We start from the raw sequence: 19370 nt of genomic DNA on the forward strand, positions 1-19370 counted from the left end.
GGTGGTGTGGGTTCGTTCCTTATTAATAAGGGTTCGGGTGTATTGTTTGATCATGCAGGGGAGACTCAGATGGTCTTTATGGGATTCAAAGGTGAAGAGGCCGGCTATTTTATCATCTTCTCGGTATGTGCCGTGGCTTATCTCATCGGATGGACTGTTATGAAAACGCTCGTGCCGAAATATAAACCGATTACGGATCTGTAAATGAAAATTCTCTAGGATTAGTTTTATTATAATAATTTTGTTCGGAAAAAAGGCTCATTGAAATATCAATGAGCCTTTTTAAGGTCTCAGACCTTTTTATTTATTGCTTTTGTTACTCCCAATTTTCCTAAAGGAGAGGCATTATTTTTTTCGTCTTTTTTTACTTTTAGAAATTCGAGAGAAGTAAGAATTGTAGTAAGGTTGAATAGTATCCAGAAAAGGCAAGGCTAAATGAAACCGCGTTGTTAGAAAATGATCAGCAGCTTTATTCAAAATTATAACCTGCACTGTATATCTAATGATAAAAAATAGGATTGCAACAGTTAAATATACCCAAAGAAGTGATATGGAACTATATGCTATTGAAGCAATAGTTATCAAATAAAATAAGTATCTGGAGAATGTTTCCAATGAAAATACTCCGGCAGTAAATCCTTTGAAATTAAATTTTGCTCTGCTATAAGCTGTTTTAATTTTTCTCCAATGAGAAAAGCTGTCCAGCTCAGTAGATACATAGCTATCCTGATCTAAAGCTACCGCAGTGTTATTATTTGTCATAATATGGTTCACAAAAACCTCTTCTGCATTGTCATAGTTGAGTGTTGCGGAAAAACCTTTATTATCAAAAAACAAATGTTTCTTATAGGCTAGATTCTTATACAGACCAGCAAAAGGCTTATTCTTGATAGCCATTGACATATATTGCAAAGTGAAAATCAAATTGTCGAATAAGGCGGTTTTATTGCTGAAATCTTCACCTTCTGTAAAACGACTGTAACCAATTACAATATCCTTGCCGGCCAAGTTATTCATCATCGATTTAATCCATTGATTAGTCATAGGCAAAGAATCGGCTTCTGTAAATAACAATATGTCTTTGCGTGCAGCTTTAATGCCTATGGTAAGTGGTAAAACTTTATTTTGGATAGTTTCGTTAGCATCTGAATACGGTGAAAATGTACTATATAAATATGGATATTCTTTTTTCAGACTCTTTAAAAGGAATTCGCTTTCATCAGTTGATCCGTCGTTGACAACTATAACTTCATAATCGGGATAGTCCTGATTGAGAATAGAAGGTAAACATCTAGCTAAATTTTCGGATTCGTCTTTAGCTACTATGATGACAGACACAGACGGTAAATTGGTTATATCTTCTTTGTAGCTACTTATTTTGTTGAAATAAGACACAGGTTTCTTGTAGTACTGAATATAAAAAAATATCTGGATAATAAGTGTTATTAACAGTATTGATAGTAGTGTTATTCCAATAATATCAAGCGTAAAATAAGATAGAAATTGTTCCATTAGAATATGTATATGTACCGTAAAATATTTGTAGCGGTATTTAACAGTAGAGACGTTGATATATACACTATCGCTACTGAAATATTAGACAAAGATACTAAGATTTATAAACCTTACTCCTTTACAACAGAAGAAAGCCAAGAATTATCTGCTCTTGACTTTCTTTAGATACTGATATATAGCTTTTTTGCTTACAGACTATCCGATAAATAGGCTTTAGGCAATTCTCTGCAATTGTATTGTGAAGCCATTATTTCGCCATATGCTCCTGCGGAGCGAAGGGCTACAAAGTCAGCTCTTTTTGTTTCATTCAAGTCGTAATCTTTAGCAAAACAATCAGAAGATTCGCATATAGGACCTACTACATCATATTGTTGAACAGGCAAATTCGATGAAATATTCTCGATTTTGTGATAAGCCTGATATAAAGCAGGACGGATCAAATCGGTCATACCTGCATCAAGAATTACAAATTTTTTGCTTTCGCCTTCTTTCACATAAGTAACTCTCGAAATAAGAGAACCACATTGTGCAACAATAGAGCGTCCCAATTCGGTATGTAATATTTGTCCTTTTCTCAGACTAACTTTCTGGTTGATCAATTCGTAGTAGCCTTTAAAGTCTGGTATCGGGTTAGCATTTGGATCATCATAATCTATTCCTAATCCACCACCCAAATTAATATGCTGAATATTTATTCCTTCTTTATCGCATATAGCTTGGATATCATTTAGTTTTTCACATAGTTCGCTGAAGGTATCAAGCTCTGTAATTTGCGACCCGATGTGGAAGTGAATTCCTATTAATTCGATATTTTTTAGAGTCTTTATCTTTTCAAACACTTTAGGCAGAAAAGATATTGAGAATCCGAATTTATTTTCATTCAGTCCTGTAGTAATATATTCATGAGTATGAGCATCCACATTCGGATTGATACGAATAGCTACAGATGCTGTTTTGCCTTTTTTCTCGGCCAATTCGTTCATTACCTCTAATTCGGGTAGTGATTCTACATTGAAACAGAAAATGTTGTAATCTAATGCTAAGTTTATTTCTTTGTCAGTTTTACCAACTCCTGCAAAAACCACCTTTGAAGCCGGAAAGCCTGCATTAATAGCAGCTTTTACTTCGTTACCACTTACACAATCCGCACCAAATCCCGCAGTTGCAATTGTTTGTAAAATTCGGTGATTTGCATTTGCCTTTACCGCATAATGCTGTATGTAACCATACTTGTGAGTTATTTCCTTAACTATAGATAGGGTTTCTTTTAATAGATTGACATCGTAATAATAGAAAGGAGTTTCGAGCCCTTTAAAGCTCTCCACAGGAAATGTTCCTTTTGTCATATATTGTAATTAAGTAAATGAAAAATATTTAATGATATATTTTTGAGTCATAACAATCTCTGGATATTGCAACAATCAAAGCTATAAAAGGTTTAAATCTTACTGCTTAGAATATTTTATTATTTAGAGACTGTAATGTCTTTTCTTTATCTTCTTCCTTGATAATAAAAGATATATTATAGCTGCTTCCTCCATATGAAATCATTCTGATAGGCACATTTTTGATGGCATCCAGAACTTCAGCTTCGAGACTTGCATTTTCCCAATTCAGATCACCTACAACCGATATGATAGTCATATTACGATCTACAGTTACTACGCCTAGCTTTTTCAACTCGTCTGTAATTTCGGTCAAGTATTTAGGACTGTCAATTGTAACGGCTACACCTACTTCGGAAGTGGTAAGCATATCAATTGAGGTTTGATGATTCTCGAATATTTCACAGACTTTTCTTAAGAATCCGTGAGCGAGTAACATTCTGCTCGATTTTATATTGATAACGGTAATGCCATCTTTAGATGCTATTGCCTTAATCTTTCCCTTTTCAGTCTGATTAGAGATAAGTGTACCTTTTCCTTCTGGTTTATATATATTCAATAATCTTACTGGTATATTCGCCATCTTAGCAGGAAGTATACACATTGGATGCAAAATTTTAGCACCAAAGTATGCTAACTCGGCAGCTTCATCAAAATTGATCTGATGTACAATGTGTGTATTGGAAATCAATTGAGAATTGTTACCATACAGAGCATCAAAGCCTGTCCAAATTTGAATTTCTTCTGCCTGAATTGCAGCACCAACAAGTGATGCCGAATAATCGCTTCCTCCAAATTGGAAGTTATCTATCTCTCCATAAGCATTCTGACAAATGTAACCTTGGGTCACAAATATATCAGTATCCTTATTTTGCTGTAATAGCTTAGTAAGGTTTTGCTGAATAAAAGTAGAATCGGGTTCTTGCTTCTTATCTATTCTAATAAAGTCTTTAGCTTGTAGTTCAAGAGCTTTAATGTTTAACTCTTTCAGCATTAATGTAAAGAGTCCTGTACTTAGAAGTTCGCCTTGAGCAAGTACTATTCTTTGTTCGAAAAGTGTGAACAGATCATTTGTAAATGAGCGGATATAAGAAATCGTTTCAATAACAAAAGATTCAGCTTCGCTTTTTATAGCTTGTGCAGAATATAATTCCTCCACTTTTTCTAGATATTCCTTTTCCAGACGATTGATAGACTCGTTAGCTCCTTCAGGGTTTTTCTTGTATAAATAATCTGAAATTTCTTCTAATTGACCGGTTGTACCTGCAATAGCAGAAAGAATTACAATACTATTAGGTATTTGGCTAACTAGTTTAGTAACAATTTTGAGCCTCTCAGGGCTTGCAATGGCAGTGGAACCGAATTTCAGAACTTTCATCTTTATATGTTGTATTAAAAAATGACTACTAAGGTATAGACCTAAATTTATTATACAATGTAAGTATACGGATTATAAAGCAAGCTTTAATCTCTTTACTATAAATTATGTAACAATAGATATCTTCCAGTATCAATATACTGAATAAAGATGAACAAAAATACAAAAAAAAACTTGTATTTTCTTGCTTTGGATCAAATCTGATACCATTTTTTAAGTTCTCCTTACAGTTGTTTTATTTTTAGAATGTTTTGATGCTTATAATTGAAGAGGTAAGCTATTTGGCTAATTCCGTAAGTGAAATACATATAGTTAGTTATACTTATGTAATATAGCAATAGATATTTAGCATTATTTAAATTGGTTGAGAATGGTTATTAGATACTTGCAGGGTTGTTTATCTCTTCAAAATATCTACCTTTGCACCTCGTTTTAAATAAAGAAGAATAGAAGTACATGCTGATAGTTGAATCGCTTAAGGTAGAGTTTGGTGGAAAAACTCTTTTTGATAATATAAATTTTATAATAAACGCTAAAGACCGTATAGCTCTTGTTGGTAAAAATGGTGCAGGTAAAAGTACCATGTTGAAGATACTTGCAGGTGTAAATAAAAGCTATCAAGGTTCTGTTTCAGGTCCCGAAGGGATGACTATCGGTTATTTGCCTCAGGTTATGCAGGTTTCGGATGATAGAACAGTTCGTGAAGAAGCATCATTGGCTTTTTCGCAGATTTATGATTTGGAAGCACTTATAGAAGAGATGAATCGTCAGTTAGAGACTCGTACAGACTACGAATCGGATTCTTACTCCAAATTATTGGATGATTTTACCCATGCCCATGAAAGACTGGCAAATATAGAAGATACAAACTTCGATGGCGAAGTTGAAAAAACATTGATGGGACTAGGCTTCAAACGTGATGATTTGGACAGACCTACAAGCGAGTTTAGCGGTGGATGGCGTATGCGTATCGAACTGGCTAAATTGTTGCTTCGTAAACCTGATATTATGCTATTGGATGAGCCTACCAATCACCTCGATATCGAATCTATCGGCTGGCTGGAAGATTTTATAACTACTCAGGCAAATGCAGTAGTTCTTATTTCGCATGACCGTACGTTTATTGATGCGGTAACGACTCGTACTATTGAGTTGACTTTAGGTAAGATTTACGATTATAAAGTAAACTTCTCTAAATATATAGAATTGAGAGAAGAACGCCGTCAACAGCAGGTTCATGCTTGGGAGGCCCAACAAAAACAAATACAGGAAATTGAAGAATTTATAGAGCGTTTTCGTGCTCAGGCAGCTAAGGCTACTTTGGTACAAAGCCGTGTTCGTCAATTAGAGAAACTGGACAGGGTGGTGATTGATGAAGAAGACCGCTCTTCTATTCGCATCAAATTTCAACCTGCAACACGTTCGGGTACTTATCCGTTAACGGTTGATATGGTTACCAAAAAATACGATGATTATCTTGTGTTTGAGCATGCTAATCTAATGATAGAGCGTGGTGAGAAAGTTGCTCTTGCAGGAAAGAATGGTGAAGGTAAATCGACTTTCGTTAAATGTGTGATGGGCGAAACTCCATACACAGGAACAATGATGTTGGGGCATAATATAACGATTGGTTATTTTGCTCAGAATCAAGCGGATTTATTGGATGAAGACTTAACTGTTTTCGAAACAATAGATCGAGTTGCCGAAGGTGATATTCGTACGCAAATACGTAGTATATTAGGTGCTTTTATGTTCAATAGGGATGATTCCGATAAAAAGGTAAAAGTACTATCGGGAGGAGAACGTACACGTTTAGCTATGATTAAACTATTGCTTGAACCTGTAAATCTTCTGATTCTCGATGAGCCTACTAATCACCTTGATTTAAAAACGAAAGAGGTTTTGAAAAATGCTCTTCTGGATTATGATGGAACTGTAATATTGGTATCGCACGACCGTGATTTTCTTGACGGATTAGTTACTAAAGTATTTGAGTTCTCAGATAAAAAAGTAAGAGAACATATCGGTGGAATAAAAGAATTCTTAGCCAAGAAAAGAGTCTTATCTTCTTAATATGATATATCAATAATAAAAATAGCCGAACAAGTTTGTTCGGCTATTTTTATATAACATTTTTTTATTCTTTCTTCTTTTTGTATTTGAAATAGAGTACGGCTGCGATTACTCCGATTATAATAAGAGGCCAGATATTTAGCAGGAATATAAATAATGAACTGATAATTATCCATCCGTTATATAATGAGTCTTTAGCTTTTTCGCTCAAGCTGGCTTGGTATTCCTCTACTGGTTTTTCTCGTAATACTTTCTCTTTATATACACTTGTGCTTTGATATAATTTAATGGTTATGATGCTGTATTCTACCTGATCGTTTATCTCGTATTCAGCTAACTTTGTTTTATCTGTTTCTTCGAGTGTGTTATCAAGAACTTCCTCGGCATCCATTACATCGTTCAGTTTATGTCCTTTGTTATTAATGGCCTCGGAAACTCGTTTACCTTTTTTACTCATGCGTTCCTGTTTCATTTTCTCAGAAAGTAGCTGTAAGGTAATATCATTTGCTTCTATCGTTCGATAATTGATTTCGAGAGCAAGTGGCGCCATTTGTTTTAATACAGTATCTAATTTGCTGTACGGCACTCTCAGTGTCAAATCGGCAACCAGATTACTATAATGAATCACTAAAGATGAGTCTGTGGAAATATTAGTAGTGGTTGAATAACTATTTTCGTTATTTATGGCTGAGCGAATGATAAAACCATTATTCTTAATAATTATATCTTCTATCGTATAAGTTGCTTTGGGAATATCTTTTACTCTGAATTTCATTTGGGCAGTTCGTATAAATTTATGAACGCCATCATCGTTGCTGGTAGATGCTGCCAGAGAACTTATAAAATTAGATTGAGAAGAACTTGTTGATGTTTCTTGCAGTGTAGCAGAGGGCGTAAAAGCTATATTTGCTTCGGTTTCTGCACTTGCTGATTCAGAAATATCACTAGTCTGATGCTCTGCTTTAGACGATCTGTTCGAACATGATAATAAAAAACATGCTCCTAGTATAATACTTATCGATTTAGTTCGTAGAATCATAATATGCGAATTTAGATTATATAACTATAGAGGAGATAAAGCTCTCCGATTCCATAAGTATGGGTAGAAATCCAATAATATTATTTTTTGAAGTATCTGTTGTATAAGTTTTGTTTAAACTTACATGCTCGTTTATTTGTTATTAGTACTTTAGTGTGTGAAATAAATAATTTTCTATGAAACGTATACCCTTACTCTTATACTTGCTAATTGTTTCTACTGTTTTAATGTATGGACAAGTATATAAAACACAGGCATTATCGGACGAAATACATACCCTACAGGTTAATGCAGGAGGTGATTGGCAGCGTTTACCTTTTATTCAACTAAATAACAATGACTATATTCAGATAAATTTCGACAGGATGGGGCCTAATTCAACTAAGCAGTTGCGTTATCGTCTTATCAATTGCTATGCTGATTGGACTCGCTCGCCATTAATAGATGTTGAATATGTGGATGGATTTAATAATATTCCGATCGAAGATTTTGCCCTTTCCTTTAATACAACGGTTGATTATATAAATTTCAATATCGAAATACCCAACGACAGGCAACGAATAATGCTTTCGGGTAATTATGTCGTAGAAGTTTATGAGGAAGATAATCCCGATAAGGTTTTATTGACTGCCTGCTTTTCCATATTGAATCCGGAGGTGCAGATTACAGGATCGGTTTCTTCTAATACTGACATAGATAGTAACAAGGAGCATCAACAAGTATCGTTCGTTATCAATACTAATAATTTGAGGATACGAGATGTGTTTGCCGATTTGACGGTATTTATTCGTCAGAATAATCGGATGGATAATCAGAAATCTTTTATTAAGCCAACTTTTATACAAGGAAATCGGTTGGTATATGAGTTGAATAAAGATTTGATTTTTGAAGCAGGTAACGAATATCGAAGATTCGAATCTGTAAGCTTTCGGTACAATGGATTGAGGATAGAGTCAACAAAATACATAAGACCTTATTATTACACTTATGTTGTTCCCGACAAAATAAGAGCAGGCAGAAGGCATGTATATGACCGTGATCAGGATGGGAGATTTGTTGTTCGAAATGCAGAGGGACGAGATAGTGATACAGATGCCGATTACTTTATCACCAATTTTACTTTAAAGGCTGATAATCCATTCTTAGAACCAATCTATTTAAACGGAGCTTTTACAAATGATACATTCGATGAGAAGTCTTTGATGACGTACGATTATAATGAGAAAGAGTATCGTGGCTCCATGCTATTAAAGCAAGGTGCATATAATTATCAATACTTGGCAAAGTCTGGTAAAAATTATACTACCTCTTTAATCGAGGGGAATTATTTTGAGACACAGAATCAATATTGTATATACGTTTACCATCGTCCATTGGGTTATCAAAGTGATAATTTGGTAGCAGTACTGTTAATATCTGGTAACTAATAGCTGCAAAGGTTAAAAAGAGAAGGTGTTGTATGGAATTTTCCTTTCAAATTTACCTATTTATTATAGAAACGTAAAATAATCAAAATATGAAGAAGCGATTAATTTTAGGTCTGGCTCTGCTCTTATCTATAGGAGTATTTTCCCAGACATTAAAAAATGGAGGTTCTATGAAGTCATATGAACAAAAGTGGGCGCAGATAGAAAAGCTTGAGAAGGACGATCTGCCCAAGTCTGCAATAAATGTAATAGACGAGATTCTCAAACAGGCAATTGCAGATAAGAATACACCTCAGGCAATAAAAGCTCTCATCTACAAGAATAAGTATAAAATAGTTACAGATAATCAGGAGAATACTCAGCTATTTACTGATCTGGAAAATCTGATAACCACTTCTAAGGATGTGAATGATAAAGCATTATTACATTCGATGTTAGCAGAAATATATCTGAACTATTATGATGCGGATAGATGGACTATTGATCGTAGGACTAATATTGCAGGCTTTGTTCCTGATGATATGAAAGAGTGGTCGAAGAATATATTTCAAGAGAAAGCTTTAAGCAATTTGGCGGAATCAGTAAAAGATCAGCCATCTCTTCTAAAACAACCCACAAAAGATTATAAGGATATTATAGAACTGGGTGCTGATTCTCAGACATTGTATCCTACACTTTATGATTTCTTGATGAATCGGGCAATAGATCAATCGACGAGGATAACTTCGGCAAGTAATCAAGCGTCAGAATTTCAAAAAGCTCTTACTGCAAAAAAATATAAAGTATCAGATTTGGCTGTACCTGCGTCCTATTTTGTGAAATTAGACTTCTCGGGAGAAGATAATCTTATTACTTTACAATATTATAAAGAGTTCCTTCAATCTCTTCTTAGCCGTAACAAGAATGAATCTTTAGCGTTGCTGGAACTGCAACGAAATGACTATTTATCGGGTCGTTCGGAAACATATCGAACTAAATATGCATATGACTTTTTACAGTTGTTAGAGAAAAAGAATCAGCCCTATGATTATAATGTAGAGGTTATTGGAGCTTTAGTTGATAACTTAAATAGCAATAATGTCTCCAGATGGGGGGGCTATCGAAATATAGATCAAGGAGAGAATCCTAATACAAAGAAAGCATATGACTGGTGTAAATATGGTTTGGAGAAGTATCCTAATTACAAGCGTATAAATCTGCTGAAAAGTAAACTGGCTTCACTTGAAAGTCCTTATGCAAGAATAGAAGGTTCGTCGGTATATCATCCTGATAATAAAAGTAAAACTTTCAAATTGACATATAAGAATTTGAAAGAAATGACTATCAAAGTCAAGGATAAAAAGACCAAAGCAATTGTTAAGACTCAAAAAATAGCTCTTAATCCTAAGACTACGTATTCAACTGATCAACATGAGTTTACTTTAGAATTGGATAAAATAGGTAATTATGAAATAGCTGCCGATTTCGATAAGAAAAGTAATGTACCAACTGATAATTGGTTTTCATTCAGTATTTCTACTATAGCCGATTTTGCACGAATTACAGGCGAAGACCAATATGAGTTTTATACGGTAGATCGCCTTTCGGGCAAGCCCATGAAGGATGCTTCTATTGTTATTTATGCCGTATCGTGGTCTCCGGAAAAGTACACGAAGGTGGATGAAGTAAAAACTAATGCAGAAGGTTTCGCTACATATGATCTTAAAAAATTATTAGAGGCTAATAAAAACAAAGATAATTTCAGATATGTATACCGAGTGAGTAAAGATGGGGTAGAATTGCCTCAATATCAATATTTTTCTAATACTTCGGTATATTCCCCTTCTTTAAATAATGATGTGATTAGTATATTCACCGATAGGAGTATATACCGTCCCGGTCAGATTGTATATTTTAAAGCTATATCTGCAAAACAAGTTGACAAGAAAACAACAGTATTAAATCCGAATAAGCAATATAAAGTAAGTTTATATAATGTAAACAATCAATTGGTTGTGGATAAAACACTTTCGACTAATGAATTCGGATCAATATCTGGTGAGTTTGTATTACCTCAAAACGGACTGTCGGGACAATATCGAATCGAAGTGGGAGAATCTTCTCAATACATTAGTGTTGAAGAATACAAACGCCCTACTTTTCAAATTACTTTCGATAAAATAGAGAAGACATATGCCTTTGGTGATGTTGTAAAACTTACAGGGCGTGCCGAAAACTATTCGGGAGCTAAAGTACAGGGTGCTAATGTGGAGTATAGTATCACAAAAAGTTCATTCTTTAGATGGTGGTCTCCGGCACCTACTGAAAATGTAGATAACGGAACTGTAACAACTAACGATGATGGTTCTTTTGAAATTATTTTTACTGCACCTTTAAATGATTCTCCTGCAGGAAGATTCAATAATAATATCTATAATTTTTCTGTAAATGCGGAGGTGACTGACATAAATGGTGAAACACAAAGTGGGAATTATAACTTTGCGATAGGCGATGTTTCCATGATACTATCAGCTAATATTCCTTTACAACTAGATAAAGCTTCAAAAGAAAAGATACACGTGACGGCTACAAACCTTAACAGACAAGTTCTCGAAGCTAAGGGTAATTATACAGTATATAGTGTATTGCCTAATGATAGTATTAAAGCAGAAGTGTTATCAGGTAGTTTTACTACAGATACTACGGTCTTTGATCTTAGAAATGAGATTGTTAAATTACCCTCGGCTAGATATATGTTATCATTAAATGCTAAAGATGACAAGGATAGAGATGTAGTATCTCGCAGTTACTTTATCCTGTATTCTTTGGATGATAAGACTCCTCCGATCGAAACAAATGAATGGTTAATTGAAAAACAAAAGACTTTTAATTCTAGTAAAAATGCTGAGATAGTATTAGGGGTATCTGCTAAAAATGCAACTATACTGTATGACTTGCTAAAGGGCGACAAGCTATTACAACGTCAACATCTTGAGTTGAGTAACGAGAATAAGAAATTTGTAATTCCTTATAAAGATGAGTATGGTGATCAGATTACAGCAGTATTTACATATGTAATTGATGAAAAACCATATATCAAGCAAGTAACTCTTTCGAAAGAAGAAGAGGCTAAGAACTTGAATTTGAAATTTGAAGTATTCAGAGATAAACTTCGTCCGGGGCAGCAGGAAGAATGGCGTATTTCTGTAAAAGATAATAAAAACAAACCTGCCTTTGCTGAATTATTGGCTTCGATGTACGACAGTTCATTAGATCAATTGCAATCTCCAAGTGTTTGGATGCTAAATCCTCAATATCAAGAATATATTTACCCTAGAGTATTTAGCGACGGTTCAGCTTTTGGAACTGAGCTTACATCATCATCTTTTATAGGTATAACTTATAAATATGATCCGTTTAAATGGGATCAGTTAAATTGGTTTGGATTCCGTTTCTATGGCAATGGGTATGGTGTTATGGTGAGAGGTGTGTCTGTGATGTCTCCTGCTCCTGAAATGTTGCTAGGTAGAGCTGCGGGTTTAAACGCCTCTCTTGATGTTGCTGAATTAAAAGAGCATAAAGTTATTGCTAGTGAGGAAGAAGGTAAAAGTCTTGTAGAGAATTATATGGATCAGTCTGCAGAGCCTCAAATTCGTACAAATTTCAATGAGACTGCATTCTTTTACCCACAATTAAAAACAGATAAAAATGGAGAGACTGTCATTAGTTTTACTGTTCCGGAAAGTAATACTACTTGGAGATTTAGAGCTTTAGCATATGATAAATCATTAAATATTGGAAGTTTAGAAGCGTTGTCAGTTTCTCGTAAAGAATTGATGGTTACACCTAATATGCCACGCTTTGTTCGCGAAGGTGATAAAACAAGTATATCTACCAAAATATCTAATTTATCGGATAAAGCGATCAGTGGAAAAGTTCGAATCGAATTCTTTGATCCTTTGACAGATCAAGTGAAATCAATTGGAGTATCTAATCAATATCAAGACTTTACTTTAGAGAAAGATGCTTCGGGATCGGCTACATGGACATTTGAAGTCCCTGCTGATATTGATATGCTGGGTTGTAGAATTATTGCTGAAAGCGCATCTTTTAGTGATGGTGAACAACATGTAGTTTCGGTACTTCCTAATAGGATGTTAGTAACCGAAAGCATGACTATGAATGTAAACGGAAATCAGACAAAAGATTTTACTTTTGAAAAATTGATTACTAATAAATCGAATACATTATCTAATTACCGTTTGACTCTTGAGTATACAGGAAATCCTGCTTGGTATGCCATACAAGCACTACCTACACTGAGTAATCCAACAAATGAAAATGCTGTAAACTGGTTTGCCAGTTATTATGTAAATACTTTGGGATCGTTTATGATGAAACAGTATCCAAAGGTGGCTACAATGATTGAGGCTTGGAAAAAACAAGGTGGAAGTAAGGAAACGCTTGTATCAAAATTGCAGAAAAATGAAGAGCTAAAAGCAGTGTTGCTGGAAGAAACCCCTTGGGTTTTAGATGCCAAAGATGAAACAGAGCAGATGAATCGTCTTTCGTTATTATTCGATTTGAATAATACGAATATGCAGACTCAGCAAGCTATTTCCAAATTGCAGGATTTACAAAATCCTGATGGTGGATGGTCGTGGTATAAAGACATGTATTCGAGTAGAAGTATGACACAATATATATTATATGGATTTTCGCAATTGGTAAAACTCAATGCGGTTGAATATCCTAATGAAGTACGTGTGATGCAAATGAATGCTTTAAAATACATTGATGCCCAAATATTAAAGGATTTTACTGAACTGAAAAAGCATAATCCAGATTGGGCTAAAATAAAAAGTATATCTACCAATCAATTAGAGTATTTATATGTAAGATCTAATTACAGAGATATTCCAATTGACCAAGCTACAAGAGAGGCAGAAAAATTTTATACATCTGTAGTCGAGAAAAATTGGACTGATTTGAATTTATATGAACGTTCTCTACTTGCAGTATTGTCTGTAAGCAATGGTAATAAAGCGGTGAGTGATAAGATTATGAACTCGATTCGTGAGCACGCAACCGTTAATGATGAAATGGGTATGTTCTGGGCAAATAATACAAGTAGTGCCTTTATGAGTAACTCTGCAGTAACTGTCCATTCTTTCATAATGGAAGCTTTCCAAGAAACAAAGGCGTCTGCCAGTGATATGAATATGATGAAACAGTGGTTGTTGAAACAAAAACAAACTCAGGTTTGGGAGTCTACTCATGCTACTATTGATGCAATATATGCATTGTTGAGTACTGGTAGCGATTGGTTTGCATCAACAGGTGAATCTAAAATCTTTGTGAATAATAAAGAGATTGAGTCTCAAAACAAAGAACTAGGTACAGGCTATATTAAAGAGTCGTGGTCAGGAGATCAGATTTTAAATCAAATGGGTAATGTGAAGATCGAGAAATCGGGAGACGGACCAGCATGGGGTGCTATGTATTGGCAATATTACGAAGACTTGAATAAGATCACTACTCAAAAAGGAGAGCTGAATATTGACAAGAAGTTATTTGTAGAAAAGGCAACTGCTAATGGAAAGACATTAGTAGAAGTTACAGAATCTAATCCTCTGAAAGTAGGCGATAAAGTAACTATGCGTCTAACTGTTCGAGTAGATCGTGATATGGAGTTTGTACACTTGAAAGATATGAGAGCTTCTTGTTTCGAGCCAATAGAAACTTTATCAGGATTGAGATGGCAAAATAATACTTACTACTATCAATCAACTAAAGATGCTTCAACTAATTTCTTTTTCGATCATTTAGCAAAAGGAACATATGTTTTTGAATATCCTGTATACGTAAATCGCAGTGGTGAATATTCTAATGGAATAACTTCTATACAATGTATGTATGCTCCCGAATTTATATCTAACACAAATGGTATAAAAGTGATTGTTCAATAAAAAGATAAAATCGTATCTAAATATGTATGACCTTGTGCGAAAGTACAAGGTCATACTTTTTTGCGTAAAATTATTTAATGTACTTCTAATAGTTTGGGATAATGACTAGAGTTGTATTTATGAAGATTCTAAAGAGTAAAAGAAATAGTTTAAGTCCTGAATGTTTGAAAAAAACTGGGTAATTGTCCGTTTCAAATGTAATATGACAACCTCAGAGAGTTAAAAAGACGTTATTTCTATTTGAAATCTTTGTCTACTAAACTTTTATGACCTCTTTGGTGTTATACCTAAAAGATGCCTAAATAACCCATTCTATTTATAAATGGTTATTTATTGTTAAGAGAGCATCTTGGCTTAAGATTATAGCTTGAATTATAAAATGATTACTCTTTCCAATACAATTTATTCCTTATAAAAAGTTTAGTTTCTTTAAATAGTTGTTTATTTGATAGTTTAGTTTTTTAGGTTTAGTGTTCTATAAAAGTGTTTTGGTTATAGGTATTGTTTATTCTGCAATATTATAAGTCTATAATATTGCGTATTAGATTATTTAGTATAGAAAAAGGAGCTAATATTTTATTAGCTCCTTTTTAATTATCTTATATGTAATAGGTCTACATATTATGCTCCTATTGATTCTCTTAAAAAGTCAATAGACTCAAATATATCTTCTTTTGTTGCTGTTTGATTCAATAAGCATTGCCCTATATCAGATAATAGAGTGAAATTGATTTCATCAACTGACGCATTCTTCTTATCGTGCTTCATTAACTCGTATAGAGCCTCGTATTCGTCACAACCGAAGTAGAATGTACCATAGTTCTCTTTGATGAATGATAAGGTCTGCCATAGCTTATCTTTGGGGAAATTACACTTCTTGTGAGACAGATATAATTCACATACAATTCCCCAAGCTACTGCATAACCGTGTTGCATAGGTTGTTTCATTGTATAGGATAAGCTTTCGAAAGCATGCCCAATAGTGTGTCCTAAATTTAAAGATTTACGGATATTTTTTTCAAGAGGATCTTTCTCTACAATATCTTCTTTTACTTCTACCGACTCAACTACTAATTCTTTTAAAATTTGATAATCAATATTACGAGTATCAAATTGAAGAAGCTTTACCCAAGTTGATTCATTTGAGATAAGTCCATGTTTTAGCATTTCTGCATAGCCTGACATGAAATTCGAATAGTCAAGTGATTTGAAAAATACCGAGTCTATCAATACCGTTTCGGCAGCAGCAAAAGCTCCTATCTCATTTTTGAGACCATTGAAATTGATTCCAGTTTTCCCTCCGACAGCAGCGTCTACGGCTCCAAGTAGGGTGGTGGGTATATTTACGCACTTTATACCACGTTTAAAAGAGGCGGCAGCAAATCCACCTATATCAGTAATCATTCCACCTCCTAGATTGATAAGGAGAGAATTGCGCGTTGCTCCGTTGTTACACAAGAATGTCCAGATAGAAGAAAGACTCTCCATATTCTTGTTGTTATCTCCAGCTTCTATGGTTATTTTTCCAGCATTCTTTATTTCATCCAGATTATTAATCAGATGAAAACACAACTCCTCTGAATTTCTATCGGTTAGAATAAATAATTTATCATGTGGAATTACCGATAATATATTTTTAAGATCTGCATTCAGATCTGTAGATTTGATTACTTTCTGCATTATTCGATATTTTTATACTGCGAATATTAGTTTGTATATGTAGTCTTATTTAAAATAACTTCCTTCCTGAAATTTGTAGCCTCTAAGGAGTTCGTCTATTTTCATAGCCTTTTTTCCCGGTAATTGTATCTCTTTGACTTCAATAGCTCCTCCCATACATGCAATTTGCAAATACGTTTTATTATCCGTAGATATGCTACCTACAGGAAGTTGTCCTTCGGTCTGAATTTTATTGGCTGAATATATTTTTGCTGCTATCGGCTCTTCTCCAATAGTATATAGTTCAGTCCAAGCAACAGGGTAGGGAGATAGTCCCCTAATGTGATTATATATCTGCTCAACAGGCTTATTCCAGTCTATGCGACATGTTTCTTTAAATATCTTCGGCGCAGATTTGAGGTCAGCTTCATTATTGAAGAATTGCTCTTGAGGGATAGCGTCTACTTTATCTTCGAGAAGTAAGTCAACAGTTTTTTGTACAAGTTTTGCACCCATGTTCATTAGCTCGTCATGTATCTTACCTACATTGTCCGACTCTCCAATAGGAATGCGTTCTTGTGCTATTATCTTACCTGTATCAATTTCGTGTGTCAAGAAGAATGTAGTTGCTCCCGTTTCTTTTTCGCCGTTGATAATTGCCCAGTTAATAGGCGCTGCACCTCTGTACTGAGGTAATAAAGAGGCATGTAGGTTGAATGTTCCAAGGCGTGGCATATCCCAAATTACCTCTGGTAACATTCTGAATGCTACTACAATTTGAAGATCGGCTCTTAAAGTCTTTAGCTCTTCTATAAAGTTTTCGTTCTTTAGCTTTTCGGGTTGAAGAATAGGTAGGTTCTGCTCTAATGCATATTGTTTTACAGCCGAATGTTGTATTTTATGCCCTCTGCCACTTGGTTTGTCGGGCATGGTTATAACTCCTACTACATTATAGTTATTCTCAACCAATACACGCAAACTTGCCACAGCAAAGTCTGGTGTACCCATAAAGACGATTCGTAAATCTTTTTTATCCATTAATATTTCGTAAATATCTTTTATATCTTAATTTATGACAGGCTTCTATTGTCCTGCTTACCTAAGCAATAAAAAGGTCTGTGACCTTAATCACGTTCAGAGAAATTATCAACTAATACCTTACGATAGTTATTCAAAATGCTCGATTTGGATACAAATCCCATATATTTACCGTTCTCGTCAATAACAGGAAGATTCCAAGCCTTTGTTTTATCAAAGAGCGACATGATTTCTTCCATGTGCATATTGATACTGATGACGGCAGGAGGAGATACCAAAAAGCGGGTAATCTTAAACTTATCATATAACTCGGGTCGGAACATAATATTCCGTATGTTATCAATTAATACAACTCCACCAAGTTTCCCGTCATTATCTACCACAGGGAAAATATTTCTTGATGATTGAGTAATAACCTTTACCATATCACCCAAAGTCATATCCGGATTTACGACTTGGAAGTTATGCTCTATAAGCGATTTTAAATCCATAAGAGTCAATACCGCTTTGTCTTTTTGATGAGTTATTAGCTCTCCTTTTTTAGCCAATCGCATGGCATATATACTATGAGGTTCAAATAATTTGATTGTGGCATATGAGATCGTAGAAACGATCAGCAGTGGAAGCAATAATTCGTAACCACCGGTTAGTTCGGCTATCAGAAATGTTCCGGTTAAAGGTGCATGCATAACCCCGGCCATAACTCCAGCCATGCCCATAAGTGCAAAGTTTTCGTGAGGAAGAAATGGTGATAAATGAAGATGGTTCAATATATATGCAAATACGAATCCTGCAATACATCCCAAGAATAACGATGGAGCAAAGATACCACCGGTACCACCACCACCATTGGTTGCACTGGATGCAAATACTTTAAATATAAGTAAGGAAACTAGTAACCCAACAATTCCCCATGATGAATTTTTAAGAGGGTAAAACAGACTACCGTTCATGATGGATTCATTGTCTTTAAGACCGCTTAATAACGAATCTATAGTATCATAACCCTCACCATAGAAAGGAGGGAATAGGAAAATAAGCACACTCAATAAACTTGCTCCAAGTGCGAATTTCTGCCAATAGTTAAGTTTTCGAAATACATTTTCAATGGCATTCATTGCTCTGGTAAAGTATAAAGAGACAAGTCCGCAAAATATACCTAAGAGAATTACATAAGGTATGCGTTCAAGGTGAAATATTTCTACATAAGCATATCTGAACATTGCCCCCGTGCCTGTAGTCATGTAAGCAAAGGTAGCGGCAGTAACCGATGTTACCAATAGAGGAAGCACGGTAGTCATTGTTAAGTCGAGCATCAATACCTCGATAACGAATACCAGACCTGCAATAGGTGCCTTAAAGATACCTGCAATAGCTCCGGCAGCACCGCAACCTATAAGTAGCATTAAATGGCGTTGTTCTATTTTGAAAGCACGACCCAAGTTTGAACCGATGGCTGCACCTGTTAATACAATGGGTGCCTCTGCTCCGACCGATCCCCCAAAACCAATGGTTACAGAACTGGCAAGGATAGAGGTATACATATTATGAGCTCTTATATAGCTTTTGCGTTGAGATATGGCATAGAGTATTTTGGTTACTCCATGACTTATATCATCTCTCACTACATATTTTACAAAAAGTCCGGCTATGAGAATACCTGCTACGGGATAAATCAGATATAAAAAATTGACATGTGAATCAGTGAAATTATCAGTAAGAACGTGCTGTATAAAATGAATTATTGTTTTAAGTATAAGTGCTGCCGCAGAAGTAAGTATACCAACAAGAAAACTTAGAAAAATAATAAAGTGCTGTTCTTTGACATTCCTGTTCTTCCAGGCTATAAAATTGTTAAAAGTGCTTTTCTCCGACATACCTATAAATCTTATGAACCTCAAATTTACA

The 19370-nt window shown here is 34.7% G+C and carries 10 protein-coding genes and 1 pseudogene; 4 read left to right on the top strand and 7 right to left on the bottom strand.

The window, feature by feature from the left end; all coding sequences use genetic code 11:
* Positions 1-204, top strand: a pseudogene (locus tag CLV62_RS08715) (MFS transporter); the annotation flags it as partial.
* Between the two features lie 141 nt (positions 205-345).
* Here the strand turns inward: CLV62_RS08715 and CLV62_RS08720 are convergent.
* The 3 genes from CLV62_RS08720 to CLV62_RS08730 all read right to left on the bottom strand — a co-directional run bounded on the left by CLV62_RS08720 (position 346) and on the right by CLV62_RS08730 (position 4278).
* Positions 346-1512 carry a glycosyltransferase gene (locus CLV62_RS08720; RefSeq protein WP_110310398.1) on the bottom strand — a complete coding sequence of 389 codons (1167 nt, stop codon included), beginning with the start codon at positions 1510-1512 and terminating at the stop codon, positions 346-348.
* 191 nt (positions 1513-1703) lie between these two features.
* On the bottom strand, positions 1704-2861 hold the full coding sequence (gene lysA, locus CLV62_RS08725; protein WP_110310399.1) for a diaminopimelate decarboxylase: 1158 nt from the start codon (positions 2859-2861) through the stop codon (positions 1704-1706).
* Positions 2862-2967: 106 nt separating this feature from the next.
* Positions 2968-4278, bottom strand: coding sequence for an aspartate kinase (locus CLV62_RS08730; protein ID WP_110310400.1), 1311 nt, complete (start codon positions 4276-4278; stop codon positions 2968-2970).
* A gap of 456 nt (positions 4279-4734) precedes the next feature.
* On the opposite strand from CLV62_RS08730, the gene CLV62_RS08735 reads away from it, so the two are divergent.
* Positions 4735-6351: an ABC-F family ATP-binding cassette domain-containing protein gene (locus CLV62_RS08735; protein WP_110310401.1), complete on the top strand. Its 1617-nt coding sequence runs from the start codon at positions 4735-4737 to the stop codon at positions 6349-6351.
* A 64-nt stretch (positions 6352-6415) separates the two neighbouring features.
* Here the strand turns inward: CLV62_RS08735 and CLV62_RS08740 are convergent, their stop codons facing one another.
* A complete protein-coding gene (locus tag CLV62_RS08740; protein WP_110310402.1) occupies positions 6416-7390 on the bottom strand; it encodes a DUF4349 domain-containing protein in 975 nt (324 codons plus the stop codon).
* 176 nt (positions 7391-7566) lie between these two features.
* Here CLV62_RS08740 and CLV62_RS08745 point away from each other — a divergent pair, with 176 nt between their 5' ends.
* The gene (locus CLV62_RS08745; protein WP_110310403.1) at positions 7567-8817 is read left to right on the top strand and encodes a type IX secretion system plug protein; all 1251 of its coding nucleotides are present in this window, start codon (positions 7567-7569) and stop codon (positions 8815-8817) included.
* 89 nt (positions 8818-8906) lie between these two features.
* Positions 8907-14765: an alpha-2-macroglobulin family protein gene (locus CLV62_RS08750; RefSeq protein WP_110310404.1), complete on the top strand. Its 5859-nt coding sequence runs from the start codon at positions 8907-8909 to the stop codon at positions 14763-14765.
* A gap of 621 nt (positions 14766-15386) precedes the next feature.
* Here the strand turns inward: CLV62_RS08750 and aroB are convergent.
* The 3 genes from aroB to CLV62_RS08765 all read right to left on the bottom strand — a co-directional run bounded on the left by aroB (position 15387) and on the right by CLV62_RS08765 (position 19339).
* The gene (gene aroB / locus CLV62_RS08755; protein WP_110310405.1) at positions 15387-16445 is read right to left on the bottom strand and encodes a 3-dehydroquinate synthase; all 1059 of its coding nucleotides are present in this window, start codon (positions 16443-16445) and stop codon (positions 15387-15389) included.
* Positions 16446-16490: 45 nt separating this feature from the next.
* Positions 16491-17462, bottom strand: a complete 972-nt coding sequence (gene fmt / locus CLV62_RS08760) for a methionyl-tRNA formyltransferase (protein ID WP_110310406.1) — start codon at positions 17460-17462, stop codon at positions 16491-16493.
* Between the two features lie 86 nt (positions 17463-17548).
* Positions 17549-19339: a chloride channel protein gene (locus CLV62_RS08765; RefSeq protein WP_110310407.1), complete on the bottom strand. Its 1791-nt coding sequence runs from the start codon at positions 19337-19339 to the stop codon at positions 17549-17551.
* Between the last annotated feature and the right edge of the window lie 31 nt (positions 19340-19370).

Origin of the sequence: Indolivaga alginatilytica (assembly GCF_003201355.1) — a bacterium.
GTDB classification, from domain to species: Bacteria; Bacteroidota; Bacteroidia; order Bacteroidales; family Dysgonomonadaceae; genus Dysgonomonas_A; species Dysgonomonas_A alginatilytica.